This window comes from Nocardia sp. CDC160, from assembly GCF_035818795.1.
Lineage (GTDB): Bacteria > Actinomycetota > Actinomycetes > Mycobacteriales > Mycobacteriaceae > Nocardia.
On sequence record NZ_JAYKYT010000006.1, the window covers coordinates 74,524 to 93,624 of the forward strand.

Annotated in this window: 19 protein-coding genes and 3 pseudogenes; 15 read left to right on the top strand and 7 right to left on the bottom strand. The window is 61.8% G+C overall.

Features of this window, described 5'->3' with window-relative positions:
* Positions 1–83: 83 nt before the first annotated feature.
* Both VMT40_RS31695 and VMT40_RS31700 read right to left on the bottom strand, forming a co-directional pair.
* Positions 84–746: pseudogene (locus VMT40_RS31695) on the bottom strand (IS256 family transposase); the annotation flags it as partial.
* Positions 677–1,219, bottom strand: a complete 543-nt coding sequence (locus VMT40_RS31700; protein ID WP_326362887.1) for a DUF6283 family protein — start codon at positions 1,217–1,219, stop codon at positions 677–679. The pseudogene VMT40_RS31695 and the gene VMT40_RS31700, both read right to left, overlap by 70 nt.
* A 278-nt stretch (positions 1,220–1,497) precedes the next feature.
* Between VMT40_RS31700 and VMT40_RS31705 the strand changes: the two genes are divergently transcribed.
* The gene (locus tag VMT40_RS31705; protein WP_326362888.1) at positions 1,498–1,833 is read left to right on the top strand and encodes a relaxase domain-containing protein; all 336 of its coding nucleotides are present in this window, start codon (positions 1,498–1,500) and stop codon (positions 1,831–1,833) included.
* A 1,575-nt stretch (positions 1,834–3,408) separates the two neighbouring features.
* Positions 3,409–3,594: a hypothetical protein gene (locus VMT40_RS31710; RefSeq protein ID WP_326362889.1), complete on the top strand. Its 186-nt coding sequence runs from the start codon at positions 3,409–3,411 to the stop codon at positions 3,592–3,594.
* 407 nt (positions 3,595–4,001) lie between these two features.
* On the opposite strand, the gene VMT40_RS31715 is transcribed toward VMT40_RS31710, so the two are convergent.
* Complete coding sequence (locus tag VMT40_RS31715) at positions 4,002–4,253, bottom strand: hypothetical protein (protein ID WP_326362890.1); 252 nt, start codon at positions 4,251–4,253, stop codon at positions 4,002–4,004.
* A gap of 364 nt (positions 4,254–4,617) precedes the next feature.
* Between VMT40_RS31715 and VMT40_RS31720 the strand changes: the two genes are divergently transcribed.
* Together VMT40_RS31720 and VMT40_RS31725 are read left to right on the top strand one after the other, a co-directional pair.
* A complete protein-coding gene (locus tag VMT40_RS31720) occupies positions 4,618–4,845 on the top strand; it encodes a hypothetical protein (protein ID WP_326362891.1) in 228 nt (75 codons plus the stop codon).
* A gap of 178 nt (positions 4,846–5,023) precedes the next feature.
* The gene (locus VMT40_RS31725; RefSeq protein WP_326362892.1) at positions 5,024–5,929 is read left to right on the top strand and encodes an NADP-dependent oxidoreductase; all 906 of its coding nucleotides are present in this window, start codon (positions 5,024–5,026) and stop codon (positions 5,927–5,929) included.
* Between the two features lie 464 nt (positions 5,930–6,393).
* Here the strand turns inward: VMT40_RS31725 and VMT40_RS31730 are convergent, their stop codons facing one another.
* The 3 genes from VMT40_RS31730 to VMT40_RS31740 are packed head-to-tail and all read right to left on the bottom strand — an operon-like array spanning position 6,394 to position 8,984.
* Entirely contained in the window at positions 6,394–7,386 is a 993-nt protein-coding gene (locus VMT40_RS31730; RefSeq protein WP_326362893.1) for a zinc-binding alcohol dehydrogenase family protein, read from the bottom strand.
* A gap of 47 nt (positions 7,387–7,433) precedes the next feature.
* Positions 7,434–8,231, bottom strand: coding sequence for an SDR family NAD(P)-dependent oxidoreductase (locus VMT40_RS31735; RefSeq protein WP_326362894.1), 798 nt, complete (start codon positions 8,229–8,231; stop codon positions 7,434–7,436).
* Positions 8,232–8,291: 60 nt separating this feature from the next.
* Positions 8,292–8,984 (bottom strand): GntR family transcriptional regulator, encoded by a 693-nt coding sequence (locus VMT40_RS31740; protein ID WP_326362896.1) that lies wholly within the window; start codon positions 8,982–8,984, stop codon positions 8,292–8,294.
* 111 nt (positions 8,985–9,095) lie between these two features.
* On the opposite strand from VMT40_RS31740, the gene VMT40_RS31745 reads away from it, so the two are divergent.
* The 8 genes from VMT40_RS31745 to VMT40_RS31780 all read left to right on the top strand — a co-directional run bounded on the left by VMT40_RS31745 (position 9,096) and on the right by VMT40_RS31780 (position 16,749).
* On the top strand, positions 9,096–9,947 hold the full coding sequence (locus tag VMT40_RS31745; protein WP_326362897.1) for a fumarylacetoacetate hydrolase family protein: 852 nt from the start codon (positions 9,096–9,098) through the stop codon (positions 9,945–9,947).
* Positions 9,948–9,971: 24 nt separating this feature from the next.
* On the top strand, positions 9,972–10,895 hold the full coding sequence (locus tag VMT40_RS31750) for a VOC family protein (RefSeq protein ID WP_326362898.1): 924 nt from the start codon (positions 9,972–9,974) through the stop codon (positions 10,893–10,895).
* 85 nt (positions 10,896–10,980) lie between these two features.
* Positions 10,981–11,985, top strand: coding sequence for a substrate-binding domain-containing protein (locus tag VMT40_RS31755; RefSeq protein WP_326362899.1), 1,005 nt, complete (start codon positions 10,981–10,983; stop codon positions 11,983–11,985).
* A 100-nt stretch (positions 11,986–12,085) separates the two neighbouring features.
* Positions 12,086–13,621 (top strand): sugar ABC transporter ATP-binding protein, encoded by a 1,536-nt coding sequence (locus tag VMT40_RS31760; protein WP_326362901.1) that lies wholly within the window; start codon positions 12,086–12,088, stop codon positions 13,619–13,621.
* Positions 13,618–14,859 carry a sugar ABC transporter permease gene (locus VMT40_RS31765; protein ID WP_326362903.1) on the top strand — a complete coding sequence of 414 codons (1,242 nt, stop codon included), beginning with the start codon at positions 13,618–13,620 and terminating at the stop codon, positions 14,857–14,859. Before VMT40_RS31760 ends, VMT40_RS31765 begins: the two co-directional genes overlap by 4 nt.
* Before the next feature lie 5 nt (positions 14,860–14,864).
* Entirely contained in the window at positions 14,865–15,281 is a 417-nt protein-coding gene (locus tag VMT40_RS31770) for a cupin domain-containing protein (RefSeq protein WP_326362904.1), read from the top strand.
* A gap of 4 nt (positions 15,282–15,285) precedes the next feature.
* Positions 15,286–15,672 (top strand): nuclear transport factor 2 family protein, encoded by a 387-nt coding sequence (locus tag VMT40_RS31775; protein ID WP_326362906.1) that lies wholly within the window; start codon positions 15,286–15,288, stop codon positions 15,670–15,672.
* A gap of 390 nt (positions 15,673–16,062) precedes the next feature.
* Complete coding sequence (locus tag VMT40_RS31780; RefSeq protein ID WP_326362907.1) at positions 16,063–16,749, top strand: hypothetical protein; 687 nt, start codon at positions 16,063–16,065, stop codon at positions 16,747–16,749.
* A 325-nt stretch (positions 16,750–17,074) separates the two neighbouring features.
* On the opposite strand, the pseudogene VMT40_RS31785 reads toward VMT40_RS31780, so the two are convergent.
* Positions 17,075–17,206, bottom strand: a pseudogene (locus VMT40_RS31785) (IS256 family transposase); the annotation flags it as partial.
* 262 nt (positions 17,207–17,468) lie between these two features.
* Here VMT40_RS31785 and VMT40_RS31790 point away from each other — a divergent pair.
* The 3 genes and pseudogenes from VMT40_RS31790 to VMT40_RS31800 form a co-directional block, all read left to right on the top strand.
* On the top strand, positions 17,469–17,876 hold the full coding sequence (locus tag VMT40_RS31790) for a VOC family protein (RefSeq protein WP_326362909.1): 408 nt from the start codon (positions 17,469–17,471) through the stop codon (positions 17,874–17,876).
* A gap of 250 nt (positions 17,877–18,126) precedes the next feature.
* Entirely contained in the window at positions 18,127–18,663 is a 537-nt protein-coding gene (locus tag VMT40_RS31795; RefSeq protein ID WP_326362911.1) for an RBBP9/YdeN family alpha/beta hydrolase, read from the top strand.
* A 104-nt stretch (positions 18,664–18,767) separates the two neighbouring features.
* Positions 18,768–19,007, top strand: a pseudogene (locus tag VMT40_RS31800) (Tn3 family transposase); the annotation flags it as partial.
* Between the last annotated feature and the right edge of the window lie 94 nt (positions 19,008–19,101).

Consider the following 19,101-nt stretch of genomic DNA (forward strand, 5'->3'; position numbering starts at 1 on the left):
ACATCCAGCCGAAACTGTTTCGTTGAGCGTTGCACCAGAATCAGGTTGAAGACGGCTACTGTCAAATCCTTCGATGACGGTTTTCAGGCGACGTCCGTTGTGGTGGCGCCGGTTGGTGGCGTGGGGGTGATTTCGCGGGGCCGTTCGAGGCGCTTGCCCTTGTGGAACAGCGCCCCAGCGCGGACGAGGGCGACGAGGTCAGGCGCGTTGACCTTGCGCCAGCGCGTTTGTGCAGCCTCGATCAGCTTGTAGGCCATGGCAATTCCCGCCGCGCGCGAGCCCGGCCCCTTGGTGACCTTGGTCCGCAGCCGCACGGAAGCAAAAGTCGACTCGATCGGGTTCGTGGTCCTCAAATGAATCCAGTGCTCGGCTGGGTATTTGAAGAACTCGAGCAACACGTCGAGATCACCGGTAATCTTCGCGACCGCTTTCGGATACTTTGCGCCGTAGTCGATCTCGAAAGCCTTCACCGCAAGCTGGGCCTTGTCGATATCCTCGGCCATATAAATCTCCTTCATCGCCGTGATCGCGCCGGGATGCGCCGATTTCGGCAGCGAGGCAAGAACATTCGCCGATTTGTGAAACCAGCAACGTTGTTCCCGCGTCTCCGGGAACACATCCCGCAGTGCTTTCCAGAACCCGAGCGCGCCGTCACCGACCGCCAGAACCGGGGCGGTCATGCCGCGGCGGCGGCAGCCCCGCAGCAGATCCGCCCACGACTCGGTCGATTCACGGAAGCCGTCCGAGCCAGGTCAGAACGCCGACGGCTGATCTTGTCGATCACATGCGCGGCATCAGTTCCCGGACAATCGATTTCGGCCTGACCATGATCAGCTGCCTCGCTACCGGATCCGAACAACGGCACCGGCGAACGATACTCGGCCGCAGCCTCGAAAACGGCTTCGCTGATCCGACCACTGAGCAGCGCCAACCTCAAACCGAGCAGGTCAGGGCCATGACAACCGACCCAACCGGCACACATCCGGCGCATTTCGTTGCCAGCGTCGGTCTGATGACACTGAAACAGCTTCTGCGGCTGCAGCGCCATGTCGAGGTCATAAAGGCGCAGCTTCTCATACTCCTCGGCATGCCAAACCCCACTGGGAACATCACGCCGATACGGGCATGAATCACACGGGCGCGGAGCAGGAGCGCCCATCCCACCCCCGCCAACCGCGCCCTCGTCGGCGGCGGCATCAACCTGGGCACTGTCGGTCACGATCACCACGATGCACCAACCCGAGCCCCCACCACAACCCGCCCGAAGCCACCACAAATCACCACAAGAAATACGAATAGTCCCCGGTCTCAATATTATCGCGTCACCGATATAATTCAGCAACATCCAGGAAAAATCAGCGAATTGGTAATTCCCTTACCAGTCCAGACAGTAGCAATGCACAGTCATTCGGGGTTTCGATGAGTGTGTGACAGCGACGCTGCACAAAGTGTTGGCCGGCAACGGCTACCTGTACTACCTACGGCAGGTCGCCGCTGATGATTCCATCGACCGAGGCCCCGGGGACGCTCGCCGACTACTACTCCGTACGGGGTGAATCGCCAGGTCGATGGCATGGCAGCGGCCTGTCTGCGCTGGGTATCGACAGCGGGGATCTGGTCACCGAAGCGCAGATGAGGAGCCTGTTCGGCGAAGGACGCCACCCGAACGCCGACGCCATCGAGAACGAGGTCATCGCCCACGAGATCGCCGCCGGCGCCAAACCCAAAGACGCTCTGTGTGCTGCGGGCAAGGCCACTCGTCTCGGGCGTCCGTTTCGGGTGTACGACGGCGGCGGACAGTTCCCGGAACGCTGTGCGACGGCCTTCGCATAACACAATGCGGCACAGGGTCTTCCACGTTCGGCAGCTATGTTCCACCCGTTCGCTGCGAACATGATGATGAGGTGGTCGTGAACGCACAATAATGGCGCCCCTCTATGTCAAGACGTCGGTTCCTCATTTGGGTCATCGGCACCCCCGCCCTGAATAGACGAAATACGAACCTGGACAGTGCAACCCGTGCGCATCTAGATATACCCCAGTTCGTCCGCAACATCAAACGATGTTGACCGACAGCATGATTCGCGCATTCAGGCGGATGCCCAGGTGCACTTGCATCTGCAATCGAACGCGCCCACACGCGATACCTGCGCGCACGGCTTCGTAGTCGCGGGTGAGACAGTCGACGCCACCGCCAAGATAGATTGGAACAGATCACGCTTCGTCACCGGCACCGTTCCTGTTCGGCGGTCAGAGGCTTCCGCTGCTTCGACGAAGTCGGAAAGCGTTGGGGTGGAACATATTTCACGTCGTCAGATGATTGCGAGACCATTGCGTGTGTCGTGGCTCTCGCATCCGCACTGGCCACGACAGTCGCGGCGGCACGCACCCGCGCATCTGTAAGCCACGGATGTGTGACATGCACCTAAGCCCCGATACTAAGAGCGCTGCGGCGCAAGTGCCGAATTGAAAAGCTCGGGCTCGGGATGGATTTCTATGCTACTACGACCTCTCGATTTTTCTGGTCATCTGATGCGTATGGCATATGCGATGTTCATTGGCGTGATCAGCACAGCGACGAGGCTGTCGAACCCCGCTCTCGACAAGCCTTCGACAGCGCAGCCAACGCCCCTGCCGATACATCCGATCGCGATAGTTGATGCCGTCCCGCGGCCGATCCGATAATCGATGACCACACCCGGTGGCGGCGTCCGAAGTAGCCCAGAACCCCCGTTGTATACCCGGCAGCAATGCGATGCCTTCAGAAAGGAAGGACTCCCCGAACTACCGGCACATAGCGGTCGAGACAGCATTAGAATCGCCTCATTCCGAATGGAATACTGGCAGATCCTCCTACATACCATTCCCTGCGGGAAAATAACAATAACTAATGAGAAGGGTCATATGATAAACATGAAAAACCTTTCCAGAACGGTAATGACTTCCGGTGCGCTGCTTGCAGCAATTGCGATGCCGATAGCCCCCGCGAGCGCGGCTCCGTCGGCTCAGCATTGTCACGGACGATCCTGCTACCTGGATATCGCTGTCAATGGTCCCTGGTATGCAGATATCGTGGTTGATCACGGACAGAGAGGGTCAAAAGTAGATTGGTCTGCTTTCGACAGCCAAAACCGTCTTCTCTGTGCTGATACGAGAAGCCTCGACTCGAACGGGCACATTGCACTGTCGGACAACTGCTCATCACCGATTGGGGTCGCGCAGCTTGGCGTAGGGCTGACCGGAACCGACGCGGACATCTACGTTGACTATCACCAATAGGTCCAGGGGTTCTCGCCGTAGCGGTGGGCCGTTGAGCACAACACGCCTGGCTGGCCAGGCTGCCCTCGACCCTTCGACACCCTTATGTCCGCGCCACCTGCCGGACATTGGGTAGCAACAAGTTGCCGTATGGAGGTACTCACCTGCTATGCGGCACTGATGCATGTGCTGCTCGCCGACGACGACCTCGATGACGCGCTGGCCCAGCAACGCCGGCTCCTGAACGAGGCCGAACAGTTGCTCGGACGCGCGGGCCCCACCATCGACTTAGCAAGCGACGGGTTCGACCGATTGTCCATGCCGCACTGGCGATGAACGAGCAAGGCTCGGGCGGTGCGGTCCGTACGTTTACGAGGACGCGAGCCGTGGGGATGAGTCACGGCCGGTTCGAGGCCGGAATCCGCGGTCAGAGGCTTCCGTTGCTTCGAAGAAGTCGGAAGTCGGGTCCGAAGCCGAGGTCTTCGACCGCGGTCGAGCTGTGAACCAGATAGAAACGCAATTCGCAGAAGACGACCCCGCGGCCGTAGCTGCCCTGGATAGTTGGCGGTCCGCTGCGCAGTAAGCGGCACGAGAGGGGCAAATGCGACCCTCAGCCCTGCCGACTCACTACGGCCCTCGGAGGGCCCTGACTGCGGCCAAAGCCCTCCGAGATGCTGAAAATGGCCCTCAGCCAAAGTAGCCCATTTGCTGAATCACTCAATTGTCGTGAGCTGAGTGAATCTCTACACGCAGTAGGGGCGCCAAATCGAGCCGCAGAACCAGCGATTCAGGTCGGCCGAACCACTGCTGCCGATCCCCGCGTCGCCCATCGCTGTAGGTGCGGCCGCGGTCTGTACCTGATCAGCCGAACTGCTCGCAAACTCGCTGTTCTCGGTCGACATCGGCATGACCTGCGCCTCCGCCGGGGCGGCGGATATCAGGACCGCACCGCCCAGCAAGGCACCAGCGATGATATGACGATTGACTCGGATCATCTCAAACACAACCTTCCACAACGCATTTCGGTCACCGATATGACCTCGTCGAGGACGTCGAGACGGAAGGTCCGCCCGTTACCGTCCATCGGACGAAGCTGCCGAGAAGTACCACCTAAGTGCCACCTGGGATCGTATACCGATGCGGTACTCACCCTGATAGTCGAATCGTATTGACGGTGTGCATCTTACGAAAAACAAGATGATGCCGCTTGAAGTGCCTTGCGGCCTGGACTGGTGATTGTCGTGAGTTGTTGCGTACCACTGATTTCAACGATCGCTGCGACGCTCAACACTTGCCGGATCGCCTTAACCTATTCGGGCCGTACCGCCGAGCGATGAACCAGATTCAAAGGGAGTAAATATGATCCGAAAGACAATTGTTGCGGCGGCAGTCGGCGCCCTGGTCTGCACCCCCGCGATGGCCTCGGCCGATCCAGGGATTGACGATTTCGTTGCCGACCGGTCTACGGCCCAGGAAATTTCGATCAACACCGGTTCGGCGGCAGCAGACGTCGTCATCAATGGATTGATTACTGCAATCTTCGGTCCCGATGACCCGTCGACATGCAAGTTCCCGTACTGCTTTTAGTCCGTTCATTGACCAATTCGATGTTGTGGTAACCCAATCCGCTCCCACCACGGCCCAGAGATGACTCCTGCCTCGTCGCACAGAATTTAAGGCACCGTAGGTGTGAGCGAAGCCAGTGCTGTGCCGCGCGGACACAGCTACCAAAGTATGTTGACCACAGAAACTGAAAGGGTTACGTATGCGTGCCATTCGGATCGATCGGTACGGCGGCGTAGAGGCACTGCGGGTCGACGACGTCCCGGAGATCTCCGCCGGGCCAGGCGAGGTCCTGATCGCCACAATCGCAACCAGCATCAACCCGGTCGACAACAAGACCCGTGAGGGTGCGATCGGTGAGGGATCTCCACCACTGCCGGCCACACTGGGCTGGGATCTCGCGGGAGTCGTGATCGACGCCGACGTCACCGATCTGCGGCCTGGCCAGCGAGTCTTCGCGATGTCGCATCAGCTCGAAACTGGCCGGGGCACATGGGCCGATCTGGTTGCGTTGCCAGCCGATTCGGTTGCGCCCGCCCCGGTCTCGATCAGCGCCGCAGAGACGGCCACACTACCGTTGGTCGGACTGACTGCATTACAAACATTGGACTGGCTGGCAGTTACGGCCGGAGATCGTCTGCTCGTCGCCGGCGCCGCTGGTGCGGTCGGCGCAGTTGCCCTGCAACTGGCTCACGCGCGTGGTGTCCATGTCGACGCACTAGTCTCCCGAGAGACTCATGTCGAGCTCGTCCAGGCCATCGGCGCCAAGTTCGCCACTACTGACCCGACTACGTTGCCGGCCCACAGCTATGACGCTGTGTTCGACACCTTCGGAGCGTTCGTTACCGATGCCGTAGCCGACGGTGGCCGCTACGCTTCCATCGCAACCCAGGCCGGCCCGGTCCCCGACATGTCCGCACGCAACGTCCGGACCACCGTGAACCAGGTCCGTGAGGATGGCGCCGGCCTGCGTGAGTTGGCCAGATATGTCGATGACGGACTCGTCAGGGTCCGCGTGGATTCCACATTCGGAATCCACCAAATCCATGCAGCCCACGAACGTTTCGCCCAGACCGATCGCGACGGCAAGGTCGTCGTGATTTTCTGACCGCGGTAGCTATCGCCGCGACTTTACGTCGTCCAGTGCAGTCGAGTTCGTCAAACACGACACGCCCACGATGGTTGAACCCGATTGAGCCCCGAACCGGTCTGCGTCGGTTCGGGGCTCTCTCGGGGGTAGCCACCCATGTTGATCGCTCACCATGCTTGACAGCTCACGAAGGTACAGGCCTGGCCGCCCCGCTGGCACTGGTTGTGGTCCGCGACACCCGCACCGTCCGGTGATAGTTGCTGGGGATCTTGACACGCCGCGTGTTTGACCAGCATGTCCAGCCCGCTGAACTGGCCGATGGTCACGTCTCTTCCACCACCAGGCGCAAGTCCGGCATTTAGTTGGCCAATACGCCGCCCGCCCGAGGTCCTGCCGAGCGGAACGCCCTCTCCTGCAAACACAACAGCGCTGCGCATCTGGGGAGCTCCCACTTTCCGGCAGGGCACACTCATGGTGGTTGATCAGAAGCCGACCAGCACCGTTTTCCCAATGGCCCGACCGGATTCGGTGAGCTCGTGAGCTTTTCGGATCGTGGTGGCGTTGATCGGGGAGAACTCGGTCGTCATCGTGCTGCGAACCGCGCCCGCGTCGATCAACTCGGCGACGTGAGCGAGCAGTTCGTGCTGGGCGATCATGTCCGGAGTTCGATGCAGCGGGCGAGTGAACATCGACTCCAAGTGGAGGCTGATGCTCTTGGGCCGCAGGGGTAAAAGGTTCAGGTTGGAGGGCCCGTCGATCATGGTGACTTCGCCGCCGGGGCGCAACAATGCGGCGAAGTCGTCGATTCGTCCCGTCGTGTGCGGCGAGAAGATGTAGTCCACGCTGTCTGCCACGGCATGCACATTGCGTACGAGATCATTGTGATCGACGACCTCGTGCGCGCCGAGTTGCCTTGCCCAGCTGCTGGATTCGGGACGCGATGCGGTGGCCACGACTCGCAGCTGGGTCAGCGCCCTTACCAGCTGAATCAGGATCGAGCCGACCCCACCGGCACCGCCCAGGATCAGCAGAGTGCCGCTGCTGTCCGCCGTGAGACGGAAGCAGTCACGCAAGGTTTCGTAAGCGGTGATCGTGGTCAACGGCAATGCCGCGGCCTCGGCGAACGACAGCCGACGGGGCTTCGGGCCCGCGATCCGCTCATCGACGACGTGATACTCGGCATTGGTGCCCTGTCGATCCGGGGTCCCGGCGTAGTACACCTCATCACCCGGTCGAAACAGCGTGACCTCGTCGCCGATCGCGACGACCACCCCCGCCGCATCGAAACCGAGCACCCTCGGCTGACCACCTGGGTCGGCCTTTGCCCGGAACGCCGTGTCCACCGGATTCACCGACACCGCTTCTACCCGCACCAACAGGTCGCGCGGCCCCGGCGTCGGCACCGACAGCACGACATCTTCGAGGGCATCGGGGTCGGTAATGGGCAGGGCCTTTCGATAGGCCACTGCCCGCATCGTTTTCGATTTGATTGTCACCTGGATCCCAATCTCGTGGTCACCGGTCAGATCAACCCGTGAATGGTTCCGCCGACATCGAATCCGGATCCGCTGATCCGTCGCGCCAGCGGTGACGCGAGATAGGCGACCATGGACGCCACATCGGACGGCTCGCTCAATCCGAGTGCAAGCTGCCGGTCCTCCAGATAGCGCTCTATCGCGGTATCGCGATCGGTGTTGTACATCTCGGTCAACCCATCGGCGATTCCGCCGGGCCGAGACCACAGCCCCGTCCATACCGGGCCGGGCAGGACCGCGTTGACCCGGATTGCCGGAGCGTACTGCTGCGAAAGCGCCTTACTCAGATACAGCACAGCCGATTTCATCGCCCCATAGTCCATCGGCATCGGCACCGGTTGCTTCGCGAGATCCGAGGCGATATTGACGATGGCGGCACCACCGGCTTCGGCCATCCCCGGCGCCAGCGCACGGCAGGTACGCACGTAGCTCATGAAGTTGAGCTGGAAGGTCTGCTGCCATGCGTCGTCATCGATGTCGAGGAATTCGCGCTGTACACACGCGGCCACGTTGTTCACCAGGATGTCGGGTTCACGTCTGAATCCCGCCCGCACCGCCTTCACCGCATCCGCGACGCCGTCGCCGGTGGAGAGATCGGTTTCGATGAGCACGGGAGCCTGTCCATCGACGGTCCAGCGTTCTCGGCTGTCCTTCAAAGCGGCGCCATCCGCGTCGGCGACCGCTACGCGAACGCCCTCCTCGGTCAACCGGTCGGCGATGGCGGCACCAATACCGTTCCCACCACCGGTGATATAGGCCGTTTTGCCGGCGAGTTGCAGGTCCATCAGTATGCCTTTCGTTTTAGAGCGCCCGCCCCGAACGGGCATGGAGAAATCGGATTCCAGTCATCGCCGCGGGTTGGGTTCGTCTTCCGCACACGTGATGAGCAGTTGTGCGGTGTGCGCAATGTGGTCTCGCAGGCGCTCGGCGGCGAGATCGGCGTTCCGGGCCAACACGGCCTCGAGGAGTTCACGATGCTCGCGGGGAATATCCCGGTCCGGTTCGTCTCCTATCGACACCGACCATTGCCGGTAGAGCTCCGCCTCTTCACGCAGGCTCTGGGCGACGTTGAGAATCCGTCGATTGCGGCAGCCGTCGATCAGTGCGAGATGAAAGTCGGCGTGCGCTTTCGTCCAGTCGTCGCTGGGGTGATCGTGGTCGTCGTCGGCAAAGAACGGGGTGCGTTCCAGGACGTGATGCGCCGCGACAGCCCGAGCCTCCCACTGTGTGTCGCCCTCCAGCACAGACAGGCGGAGTGCGAGCGATTCGATCTCGACTCGGGCTTGCGTTAGTTCGGCCAGGTCCTCGTGAGACAGCGACGTCACGACGTACCCGAGGTGGGGCTGTGTCTGCACCAAACCTTCCGCGGTTAGTCGTGTGAGCACTTCTCGTGTCGCTCCGACGCTGGTCTGGTAGCGCTCGGACAACTCCGAGAACTTCAGCCGCTGCCCAGGGGTCAGGCGTCCACCGAGGATGTCCGCGCGCAGGCGCTGGTAGATGCCGTCTGTACGGGTTTTGCCGTCAACGTGGCGTGCCATACGTGAACACTAGCAAAAGTTACGAACCTCACGCGAACTTTCGAAAATTCGTAGACTAATCGAATGTGACGGTGTACACATGGATGCACCGTTGACGAAAGGAGAGCCCCCGTGAAGGTGGCGAACGTGAGTGGCCGGTTGCATCTGATTACCAGCGCGGGGACCGCCGTGGATGTCGAGCAGGCGAGCGGCGCTCGATTCACCGCAGACGTGCAGTCCGCCTATGACCGCTGGGCCGAGCTCGTGGCTTTCGCGGCCGACATCGCGCCGGGGCATCCACTCGAACGACAGGTAAGCGATGAGGATCTGTCCAATCCGGTACCGGCGCCCCGGCAGGTCTTCGCGATCGGATTGAACTACGCCGACCATGCGGCGGAGTCCAATTTCGTTGTGCCCGAAACGCCCACGGTGTTCACGAAGTTTCCGACCTGCCTCACCGGTCCACGCGGAGACATCGTGTTGCCGCCGGGCGGACACGTCGACTGGGAGGTCGAACTCGTCGTGGTGATAGGCCGCAGAGCCGAGCGCGTCTCCGAAGAAGACGCGTGGTCGTACGTGGCGGGTGTGACTGTGGGGCAAGACCTTTCGGAGCGTCGACTGCAGCTGTCAGGTTCCGTGCCGCAGTTCAGCATGGGCAAGTCCTATCCGCGTTTCGGCCCGCTCGGCCCGGTCGTCGTGACCCCTGACGAGCTGTCCGACCCTGACGATCTCGAACTCGGCGCGCTCATCAATGGTGAACACGTCCAGCAGGCACGCACCTCGGACATGGTGTTCAGCGTGCCCGCACTGATCGCACGGCTGTCGGCGGTGGCGCCGCTGCTGCCCGGTGACGTCCTGTTCACCGGCACGCCCTCCGGAGTCGGTCACGCCCGAAACCCGCAGCGCTACCTGCTACCCGGCGACGAGTTGGCCAGCTATATCCACGAAATCGGCGAACTACGGCACCGAATGGTCGCTGCATGAGGCAAGGAAAGGAAGTCGCCCCCGATGCCATTGCACAGGTTGACCTCCGTCGTCGTCGGCGTGCCGAACGTCGACTCGACAGCCGCCTACTACCGGGACTTCGGTCTCGGCCAAAATGAGGACGGCTGGTTCACCACCAAGGACGGTGGGCGCCAGTTGAAGCTCGTGTCCACTCCGACCCGTCGGCTGATCGAGATAAGCCTCGGCGTAGACGACAGCGAGGACCTGGACCGAATAGGCCATCGGCTCGTCAGGTCGAACACTCGATTCGAGCACCACAACGAAGCGCTCGTCACAGCGGAGCCGGTGGCCGGGTTTCGCGTCGTCGTTCGCGTGTGCGATCGCTTGAACCAGCCCACGGTGCCGCCGACCCCGTACAACGGGCCCGGGCGGATCGAGCGGCCGAATGTCCGAGCACCGGGTGTGCTGCGTGGTGAACCGATCCGGCCACGCAGACTCGGACATGTGGTCATCGGGTCGACGGACGAAGCGGCGACGAGGCGGTTCTTCACCGATGGGCTCGGATTCAAGGTCAGCGACTATATCGCGGGGCATGGTGCGTTCCTGCGGTGCACCACCGACCATCACAATCTGCTGGTTCTCGGCGCCCCGGTGAACTTCATGCATCACACGTCCTGGCAGGTCGACGATGTCGATGAGGTCGGCCGCGGTGCCGCACACATGCTCGAAGATCACCCTGAACGGCACGTATGGGGCCTCGGCCGCCACCACGCCGGCTCCAATTTCTTCTGGTACCTCAAGGATCCGGCCGGCAATTTCGCGGAGTACTTCTCCGACATGGACAGCATCATCGACGACCAACTCTGGTCGCCGGAAACCCTCGAAGGAGCGAAGGGCCTGTTCAACTGGGGCCCGCCTCCCCCACCATCTTTCCTGCACCCCGAGGACCTCGCAGCGCTGATGACGGGCGCACACCACACCAGCTGATATCCGTCGCTGGTCCCACACCTACCTTTCAACGAAGAAATCTGTTCCCGGCCAATAGCTGTCGGGACGGTAGGAGGTTCGCATCATGGGCACCCTTCGATCCGGTCGCAGTGGCCGCTTCAGGCGCCTGCCGATCTTGATGATCATCCTGTGCACGGCGCTGGCCGCAGCGGGCTGCAGCCGAGCGAGCGAATCACCGGGAGCCGGCGGCAAGCAACGGGTTATCGGAGTCTCTCTGTATTCCCAGGTGCAGAGCCGGTGGCAGTTCGATGCCGAAGCTTTTCAAGCGGAGGCGGCAATACACGGCGACAAGGTGATCATGACCTTCGCCAACGCCGATCCGCAAAAGCAGACTCAGGACGTACAGAGCTTGCTGTCCCAAGGCATCGATGTGCTCGTGCTCGCGGCAACCGACGCGAAGATCGGTGGCGGCCTGATCCAGCAGGCCAAGCGGCAGGGCGTCAAGACCATCGCCTACGACATCGGTGTGCAAGGCGGCACGCCGGACTGGTTCATCCAGCGCAAGCAGTCCGACGTGGCCGCGATGCAGATCGCGGCAGCGAAACGGTTCGCGCCCAAAGGAAACTACGTGGTGATCAAGGGGGACGCGGGCAGCGAGCTGGCGCAAGCATCCTCGACCGAATATGCCCGGCTCGCAGCAGATCCCGATATCAGGGTCGTTTACAACGATTGGACACCCGGTTACAGCGCCGACAAGGCACTACAGGTCGCCGAAGCCCAGCTCGCCCAACACCATGACGACATTCAAGCAATCCTCACCAACGCAGACACTCTCGCCGAACCCGTCGGGCAGGCGCTGAAAGACCGTGGTCTCGCCGGAAAGGTTTTCGTGTCCGGGCTGGACGCCGAACCGGCCGCGCTCGAGCTCATCGCGCAAGGCGCCCTGACCATGACGATCTGGACACCCGTGCAGGAAATGGGCAAAGACGCCGCGACCGCCGCGCACCAGCTCGCCAGCGGCCAAACCCCGGACGCCGACGCGACGAGCGCCAACGACGTCAGCAAATCCATTCCGACCAAGCACATAACGACGTCAGCAAATCCATTCCGACCAAGCACATCTCGATGACCGCGGTCGACAGGAGCAACCTCTGCGAATTCGTCACCAGGACCGCACCGACCGGCTGGGCGACGGTCGAGAAGGTCTTCGGCAACCCGGAGGCATGTCGATGAGGACCACACCGTCAGCCGCCGCGCTGCACCTGTCCGGAATCACCAAGCGGTTCGGCCGTGTCGTGGCGATCCGGGACGTCGACTTCACGGTCGAACGCGGCCAGATCGTAGGGTTGGTCGGCGAGAATGGCGCCGGGAAGTCCACCCTGATGAAGGTCGCGTCCGGGATCTATCCGGCCGGAACCTACGACGGCACTGTCACCGTCGAGGGGGAACAGCACGCGTGGCATGGCGTCAGAGACGCCGAGCAGGCCGGGGTCGTGTTGATCGCACAAGAGCTCCACATCGCGCCCGAGCTGAGCATCGCCGAGAACATGTTCGCCGGGCACCTACCGCGGCGCGGGCTGCTCCATGACCCGATCGTTCTGCACAAACAAGCACGAAAATGGCTCGGGTTCTTCAATATTCACGCCGATCCGAGCCGGCCCGCCAACCTTCTCGGGGCTTCCGAACAACGGCTCATGATGATCGCGGGGGCACTGTCCAGGAAAGCCCGCGTGCTCATTCTCGACGAGCCCACGGCGGCCTTGACCGACCAGGAAGCCGACTCCCTCTTCACGCATCTGCGCCGCCTCGCCGCCGATGGCGTCGGAATCGTACTCATCACACATCGGCTCGACGAGATCAATCGACTCACCGATCGAGTCTTCGTGATGCGCAACGGCGAGATCGTCGAGGGGTTCACCGACCGCCCGGCCCGAAGCGCACTGGTTCGCGCCATGCTCGGCAAGGAGGTGGTCAAGGACAGGCAACGCACCAAAACAGTCCACTTGGAAAGCGAAATCCTGCTCGAACTACGCGCTTTGTCGGTTTCCGATCCCACCAACCCCGCACGCCAACGGGTCCGCGACGTCGGCCTGCGCGTGCATCGCGGTGAGATCGTCGGCCTGTACGGGTTGGTCGGCGCCGGCCGCACCGAACTGCTCAGCGCGGTCTATGGCTCGTGGCGCGGACGAGTCGACGGTGAGGTCCTGTTATCCGGGACCGCCTACCCACACCGGTCGCCACGTCGCTCGATCGGCCTGGGTATGGCGCTGGTGACCGAAGACCGCAAAGCCACCGGGAATTTCGTCGGCCAAAGCCTGTTGGCCAACCTCAGCGCGGGCAGTGTCGGCACGATCAGCCGTCTCGGGCTGATCGACCGGAAGGCGGAGAGCCACCGCAACGGTGCGCTGATTCAACGGCTCAACGTCCAACCACCCGATCTCGGAAGGTCGATCGAAGACCTCAGCGGCGGAAATCAGCAGAAGGTCCTGCTCGGCCGAGCACTCGCCGGCGCACCCGCGCTGCTTCTGCTCGACGAACCCACCCTCGGCGTCGACATCGGCAGCCGCTTCCAGATGTATGAGTACATCCGGGAAGTCGCACGCGAGGGGACGGGAATTCTGTTGGCTTCCAGCGACATCGAGGAAGTCCACAACGAATGCGACCGAATCCTCGTGATGTACAAGGGCCGGGTCGCCGCAGAATTCGGACCTGCCTGCACGCGGCGCGACCTGCTCGCCGCGGCGACCGGAGGAGAAACAGCATGACAACGTCGGCCGCAGTACAGGAGACGGTCCAACCCACACGCAAGGTCAATATTCCCGCCGTATCACCGCGGCTCATCGTCGCTGTCGTCGCGGTGGTCGGGCTGGCCCTGCTGTTCAACATCCAGTCCGATGACGTCTTCCTCAGTTCACGAAACCTGTCATTGCTGCTGCGCGAATCAGCACTGGTCGCAGTCCTGGCGGCCGGGGTCGCCATCGTGATGATCATGGGCGAAATCGATCTCTCCATCGGCAGCGCCGTCTACTTCGCCGGTATCCTCGCTGCGAAATCCCAAGTGAACTGGCACTTTTCGCCGATGGGCGCAGTACTGCTCGCGGTCGGCTTCGGCGTAGTGCTCGGACTCTGGCACGCGTTATGGATTGTCAGAGTCGGCGTTCCGTCGTTCATCGTGACCCTGACAAGCCTTTTGGGACTCCGCGGGCTCGGACTGCAGTTCTCGGGCGGCAAGACCATCGGCCCACTGCCCGACAGCTACATCGGTCTCAGCGAAGACTTCATCTCGATCTCCACGACCTACGGTCTGATTCTGGCCGCCGTCGCCGTTCTCGCGTGGTACTACTGGCGCCAGCGTCGAGTCGCGCGCACCCTCGAACAGGACTACTCCTGGCCATCTGTGCTCGTCCGGATCATGGTATGGGCGGTGCCGCTGTTCGTCGCGACCTGGAGTCTCAGCGGATTCCTCGGCACGCCGACCGCGGCATTGTGGGTCGCAGCCATCGGGATCCTGCTCTCATTCCTGATGGACCGCACAACATTCGGGCGCAACGCCTACCTCATCGGCTCGAATCGAGAAGCCGCACGCGTGGCGGGGATCGGTGTAGGCCGACACCTGCTCATCGCCTTCGTGACGATGGGTGTGCTCTACGGTCTCGGCGGAGTGCTACTTACCACGCGACTCGGTGCATCGGCTGCGGGTACCGGCCAATTCCTGGAACTCGAGGCCATCGCCGCGGCGGTCATCGGCGGGGTGTCGCTCCGCGGCGGGATCGGCACCGTGCAGGCGGCCATCGGCGGAGCATTCCTGCTCACGATCATCGACAACGGCATGCAGACGATCAATCTGTCGAGCTTTCTTCAAGACGTCGTCAAGGGCGGAATCTTGCTGTTGGCGGTCACGGCTGACGCCTCCACCCGGCGGCCGCGAAATCAACGAACCCCATTGCTGCTCGGTCTTCGCGCAAAGTGGATCGACATCGTACGCCCAACCGAAAGGATCTGAGAATCATGGATATTCGCAACGAGAAGACGGCAAAGGCTTTCGTCGAACACGAGGGAACGGTGAAGGTCACCTCCCTGGTCCCGAAGTTCACGATGCGCGAGGAGACTGCCGGCGGATTCCTCGAGCTCGTCGACCATTTCGAAATCGGTCCGGGCGAGAAGGTCGCTCCCCACTATCACGATACGCACGAGTTCTACTACATCCTGGAGGGTGATCCGGTCGTGCAGATCGAGAGCGAGGCGCACCGCGTCTACCCGGGAGAGCTCGTCCATATCCCCCGTAACGCTCGTCACACCATCTGGGCGACCGGGGATCGAGGAATGAAGGGCCTGTGCTTCGCGATCAGCTATCAAGAACCGTACGACCCTGGCTATATTCCGTGCGAGCTGCCCGAAGTCGCGGTAACCGAACGCAATCGGTGACCTGATGACAAACGATGCGCAGATCAACTCCGAGATTGGCCTGTCGGAACAGCGTCGCTATACCGCGATGTTGAACGCGGACACTGCGGAACTCCAACAGCTGCTTGCGGATGACCTCGTCTACACCCACTCCAATGCCGAACGCGACACGAAGGCTTCATATTTGCGGAAAGTCGCCGATAAGACCTTCGATTACGAAGAAATCGACCACAAGATCGACCAGATAGTAGTCACAGGCGACAGCGCGATCGTCGTGGGGTGGATGCGCGCGACGCTCACACTCTACGGTCGGCGAATCGAAATCGACAATGCCTCCATGGCCGTATGGACTCGTGCCAACGGTGCCTGGCAGCTCATCGGCTACCAGCCAACCGTCCGGCCCAGTGCCTGAAACCAAGATCGAGGATCGTTGTTCACGATGCACGCGCTGCACTCGCCGCAGGCGGCGGCAACCGTGTGGTGATGAGAGAACTACACGCTATCGCTGGAGCTCGTCGGCTCGAGCAGGGCTCGAGCCGACGATTAGCCGAACCGATCCTCACCCTGAGCAGGCGGACTCCTTCCTCGGACACGGAACCCACCCATCGGTGACCTGGCGGGACAACCTGCGATCGACCGACATGGCGATAGCGACAGGCACCGACAGCCTCCTGATGCACTATGCACCCCTAGCTAACTCACTATCGGGAACGTCGCATCTTCGTGATCGCGCATCGACGACCCTCCCCTGCGCTGGGAGACCGGCACAGTGCACTCAGGCGGTACCAAGGTTCCGATATGGATGCTGTTTACAGAACCCGCGATTGGCCGCAGGACGCGGCTCGAATGGCTGACTGGTTGGTCGCCGAACTGCCCCCGTCACTGCAGCTGGACTACAGCCCCTCATCACTTCCCCGGGCTCGAAGCTGAACTCCTGCGACGATTTTCCGAACCTGCCCAATTAACCGCGCCCGAAGCCCGGACCTTCTACGAGGGATTTTCAGCCTATTTCGGCACAGTGATCCTCCGCAACGGAGGAGGTCGGCGGTGGGGATGGGCGACAACCTGGGAGGATGTCGATCCACCCTTGGTGATGCCTGAGGAAGAACTCGACCTCGAACCCCTGTCACCTTGGGAGGCGGCGCTACACGCTGTTGAGCGCCGTGAAGGCGACGTTTTCTACACTATCTGGGAATCATGGGACAAGGCCGCAATGGATCGGCTTGTGCAGTCAACCAGCGCAGCGGTTCTAGCCGCCGCTCAGGCCAAGTTGCAAGCCGACGCCGCCGAGTTCAGTCAGTGGGCCGAGTCGGCAACCGCAGCCGAGTATGCGAGCTATGCGTCCGAGCTGGCAGCAGAGGCTGCCACTCTGGCCGAGTTGCCCGACGCTACCGAGTTGGCGGCCCTGGCTGCCGAATTGGCAGCACGAGCGGCTCTCGCTGTTGGACCAGTCGAGCTTGAATCCGACCAGGACAACGACTCACGCTGAGTTCCTCAGATGGCAATTTTTGCACCCGACTGCTTCACCGATCCCAGCGATGGTCTCGGGCTCGTCGGTGTCACCGCCGCTCGCTGAATACAGCCTCGACTCTGGCGACCTCGGACTCCCTGCTCAACAGCGCTGGGTTATCGAACATTTCATCCATGAAGTGGTCCTGCGCGAATCCACAGGCCTTCCACTCGATCCCGCACTCCAAGCACACCATCCGCGCGGCTGGTGACTCATCCCGCATCGCCGTATCCCGGGCATGGGCGCGCCGCACCCACCACAAATGCTTCGCCCTGTGCGCGCCCCCTCCCCTCCGAACCCTCTGCCGTTCGAGGAGCTTGCCCTTGTGGAACAGGGCCCCGGCGCGGACGAGGGCAACGAGATCGAGCGCGCTGACCTTACGCCAGCGTGTTTGCGCGGTCTCGATCAGCTTATAGACCATGGCGGTCCCCGCCGCGACCACGACTCCGACAACAACGCCAGTCTGGCCGACCTCGCCCAGGATTGCAGCGTCGGCCGCTCCACCATCCACCGCATCATCGGCGGCCCCTCGTCGCGAACATAGCCAACGACACCCGAAGTTACTGACAGCCAACAGATTACGCCAGACCAGCCCACCGCACCGCTTGATAGCTGTCCGAGTCTGACCCCTTATCCCCAGCTAGTACCGAGAAGGAGACCATCGTGCGTGCCGGGAACGGTTGGGACAGAATCGAAGCATGGACGCATTGCACCCTCGGCTGCTTGTCGACAACTTCGCGGAATGCTTCACCTTCTACCAGGCGGTACTGCCAAAACTCGTGAACGCGACTCTGATGAAGGGCACCGAGGCCGGGCCCTATGCCAATTGGGACGTCGACGATCAGGCGATTCTGGTACTCATGGCACGCGCCGCGATTACCGGAGTGGCGGGCACGACGGACCTGCCGGTGGCAAATACTGCGGCTCAGGACGGATACATGTTCGTCTTACGAGTCGATGACGTCGACGCAGGATTCACTCTGTGCGTCGAATCCGGTGCCGTTCCTGTCGCAATGCCCACCGATCGCCCCGATTGGGGCCCGAACCTACGCACCGCGCACGTGCGCGATCCGCACGGCACACTGCTCGAACTCCAGTCCTACTGAGCTGTCGACGGACGGGTCCACCGGATTGTCCATCGCGCGCTCCGACCTGGCGAGCAGGAGCAGAATCGGCCGGAAGAGTTTCTGCGCGCTACCACAGGCACTCTCGGCGTCTTGCCCTGAGACGGCAGCCCTTCGCCCAGCCAGATAGCCGGCAGTTCAAGAATTGAACTTGTCACGGTGTTTGCTATGGCTTGATGATTGCAGCGGAATACCACTCAGGACCCTGACCTGGAGAGATGGGCGATAATTCATGCGTTTTGTGATAGTGCCTGGAATCGGTAATTCGGACGCTGAGCACTGGCAGAGCATCTGGGAAAACCGGTGGGGTGACGATGCCTCTAGGATCACACCAAGCTCCTGGACCGAGCCGGACCTTGACGATTGGACCAAAGCCATCGACCGAGAGGTCCGAACCGACAACGATGTGGTGATCATTGCCCACAGCTTGGGTTGCCTGGCGGCGGTTCATTGGATTACCACCAGGATGCAAAAACCCATTCAGGGTGCGCTGTTGGTAACACCACCCGATTGTTATGCCCCCTCCTTCCCTACGTCAGCGTCAACCTTTGTCGCCGCGCATGAGCGACCGCTAAGGATCCCAGGTCTCATCGTCTATAGCGACGACGACCCTTACTGCTCCCCCGAATCGGCCAGGGAGCTGGCGCAGCAATGGGGACTCTCCACGGTCAACGCCGGCGCACTCGGCCACATCAATTCCGAAAGCGGAGTGGGTGAGTGGATTCAAGGGCAAATGATACTCAGTGTATTCATCGCCATGACCACCTGATTCGTTTGGCCGCAACGTTTCCCGTGGCTGGCGATCATCAACCTCGCATCACGGCCACGGCAAGGATCCGCGAGTCGGTTGTTTACTCGCCGAGCCTCGCTCCAGCGGCTTCCGGACGCCAGAACACACTGGCCACCGCGCTCAAGGAATACGGGGCGTTGCGGCGCACCGTCTACGCCGCCCACTACCTGTCCGATCCGGACGACCGGCGCAAGATATCCCGCCAGCTCAACAAGGGCGAATCCCTGCACGCGCTGTGCCGGGACCCGCTGTACGCACACGAACTCGCCCAACTCGGCCCCACCGGCTACCGGCCACTGCGAGTCCGCGACACCCTCTTCTGATCACGCCACACCCAGTTACGTGCTTCACCACTCATGCCCGCCATCCGCCATCGAGGGCGTAAGCGGGAATCGTTCTAACTCAGGTCTAGTGCGG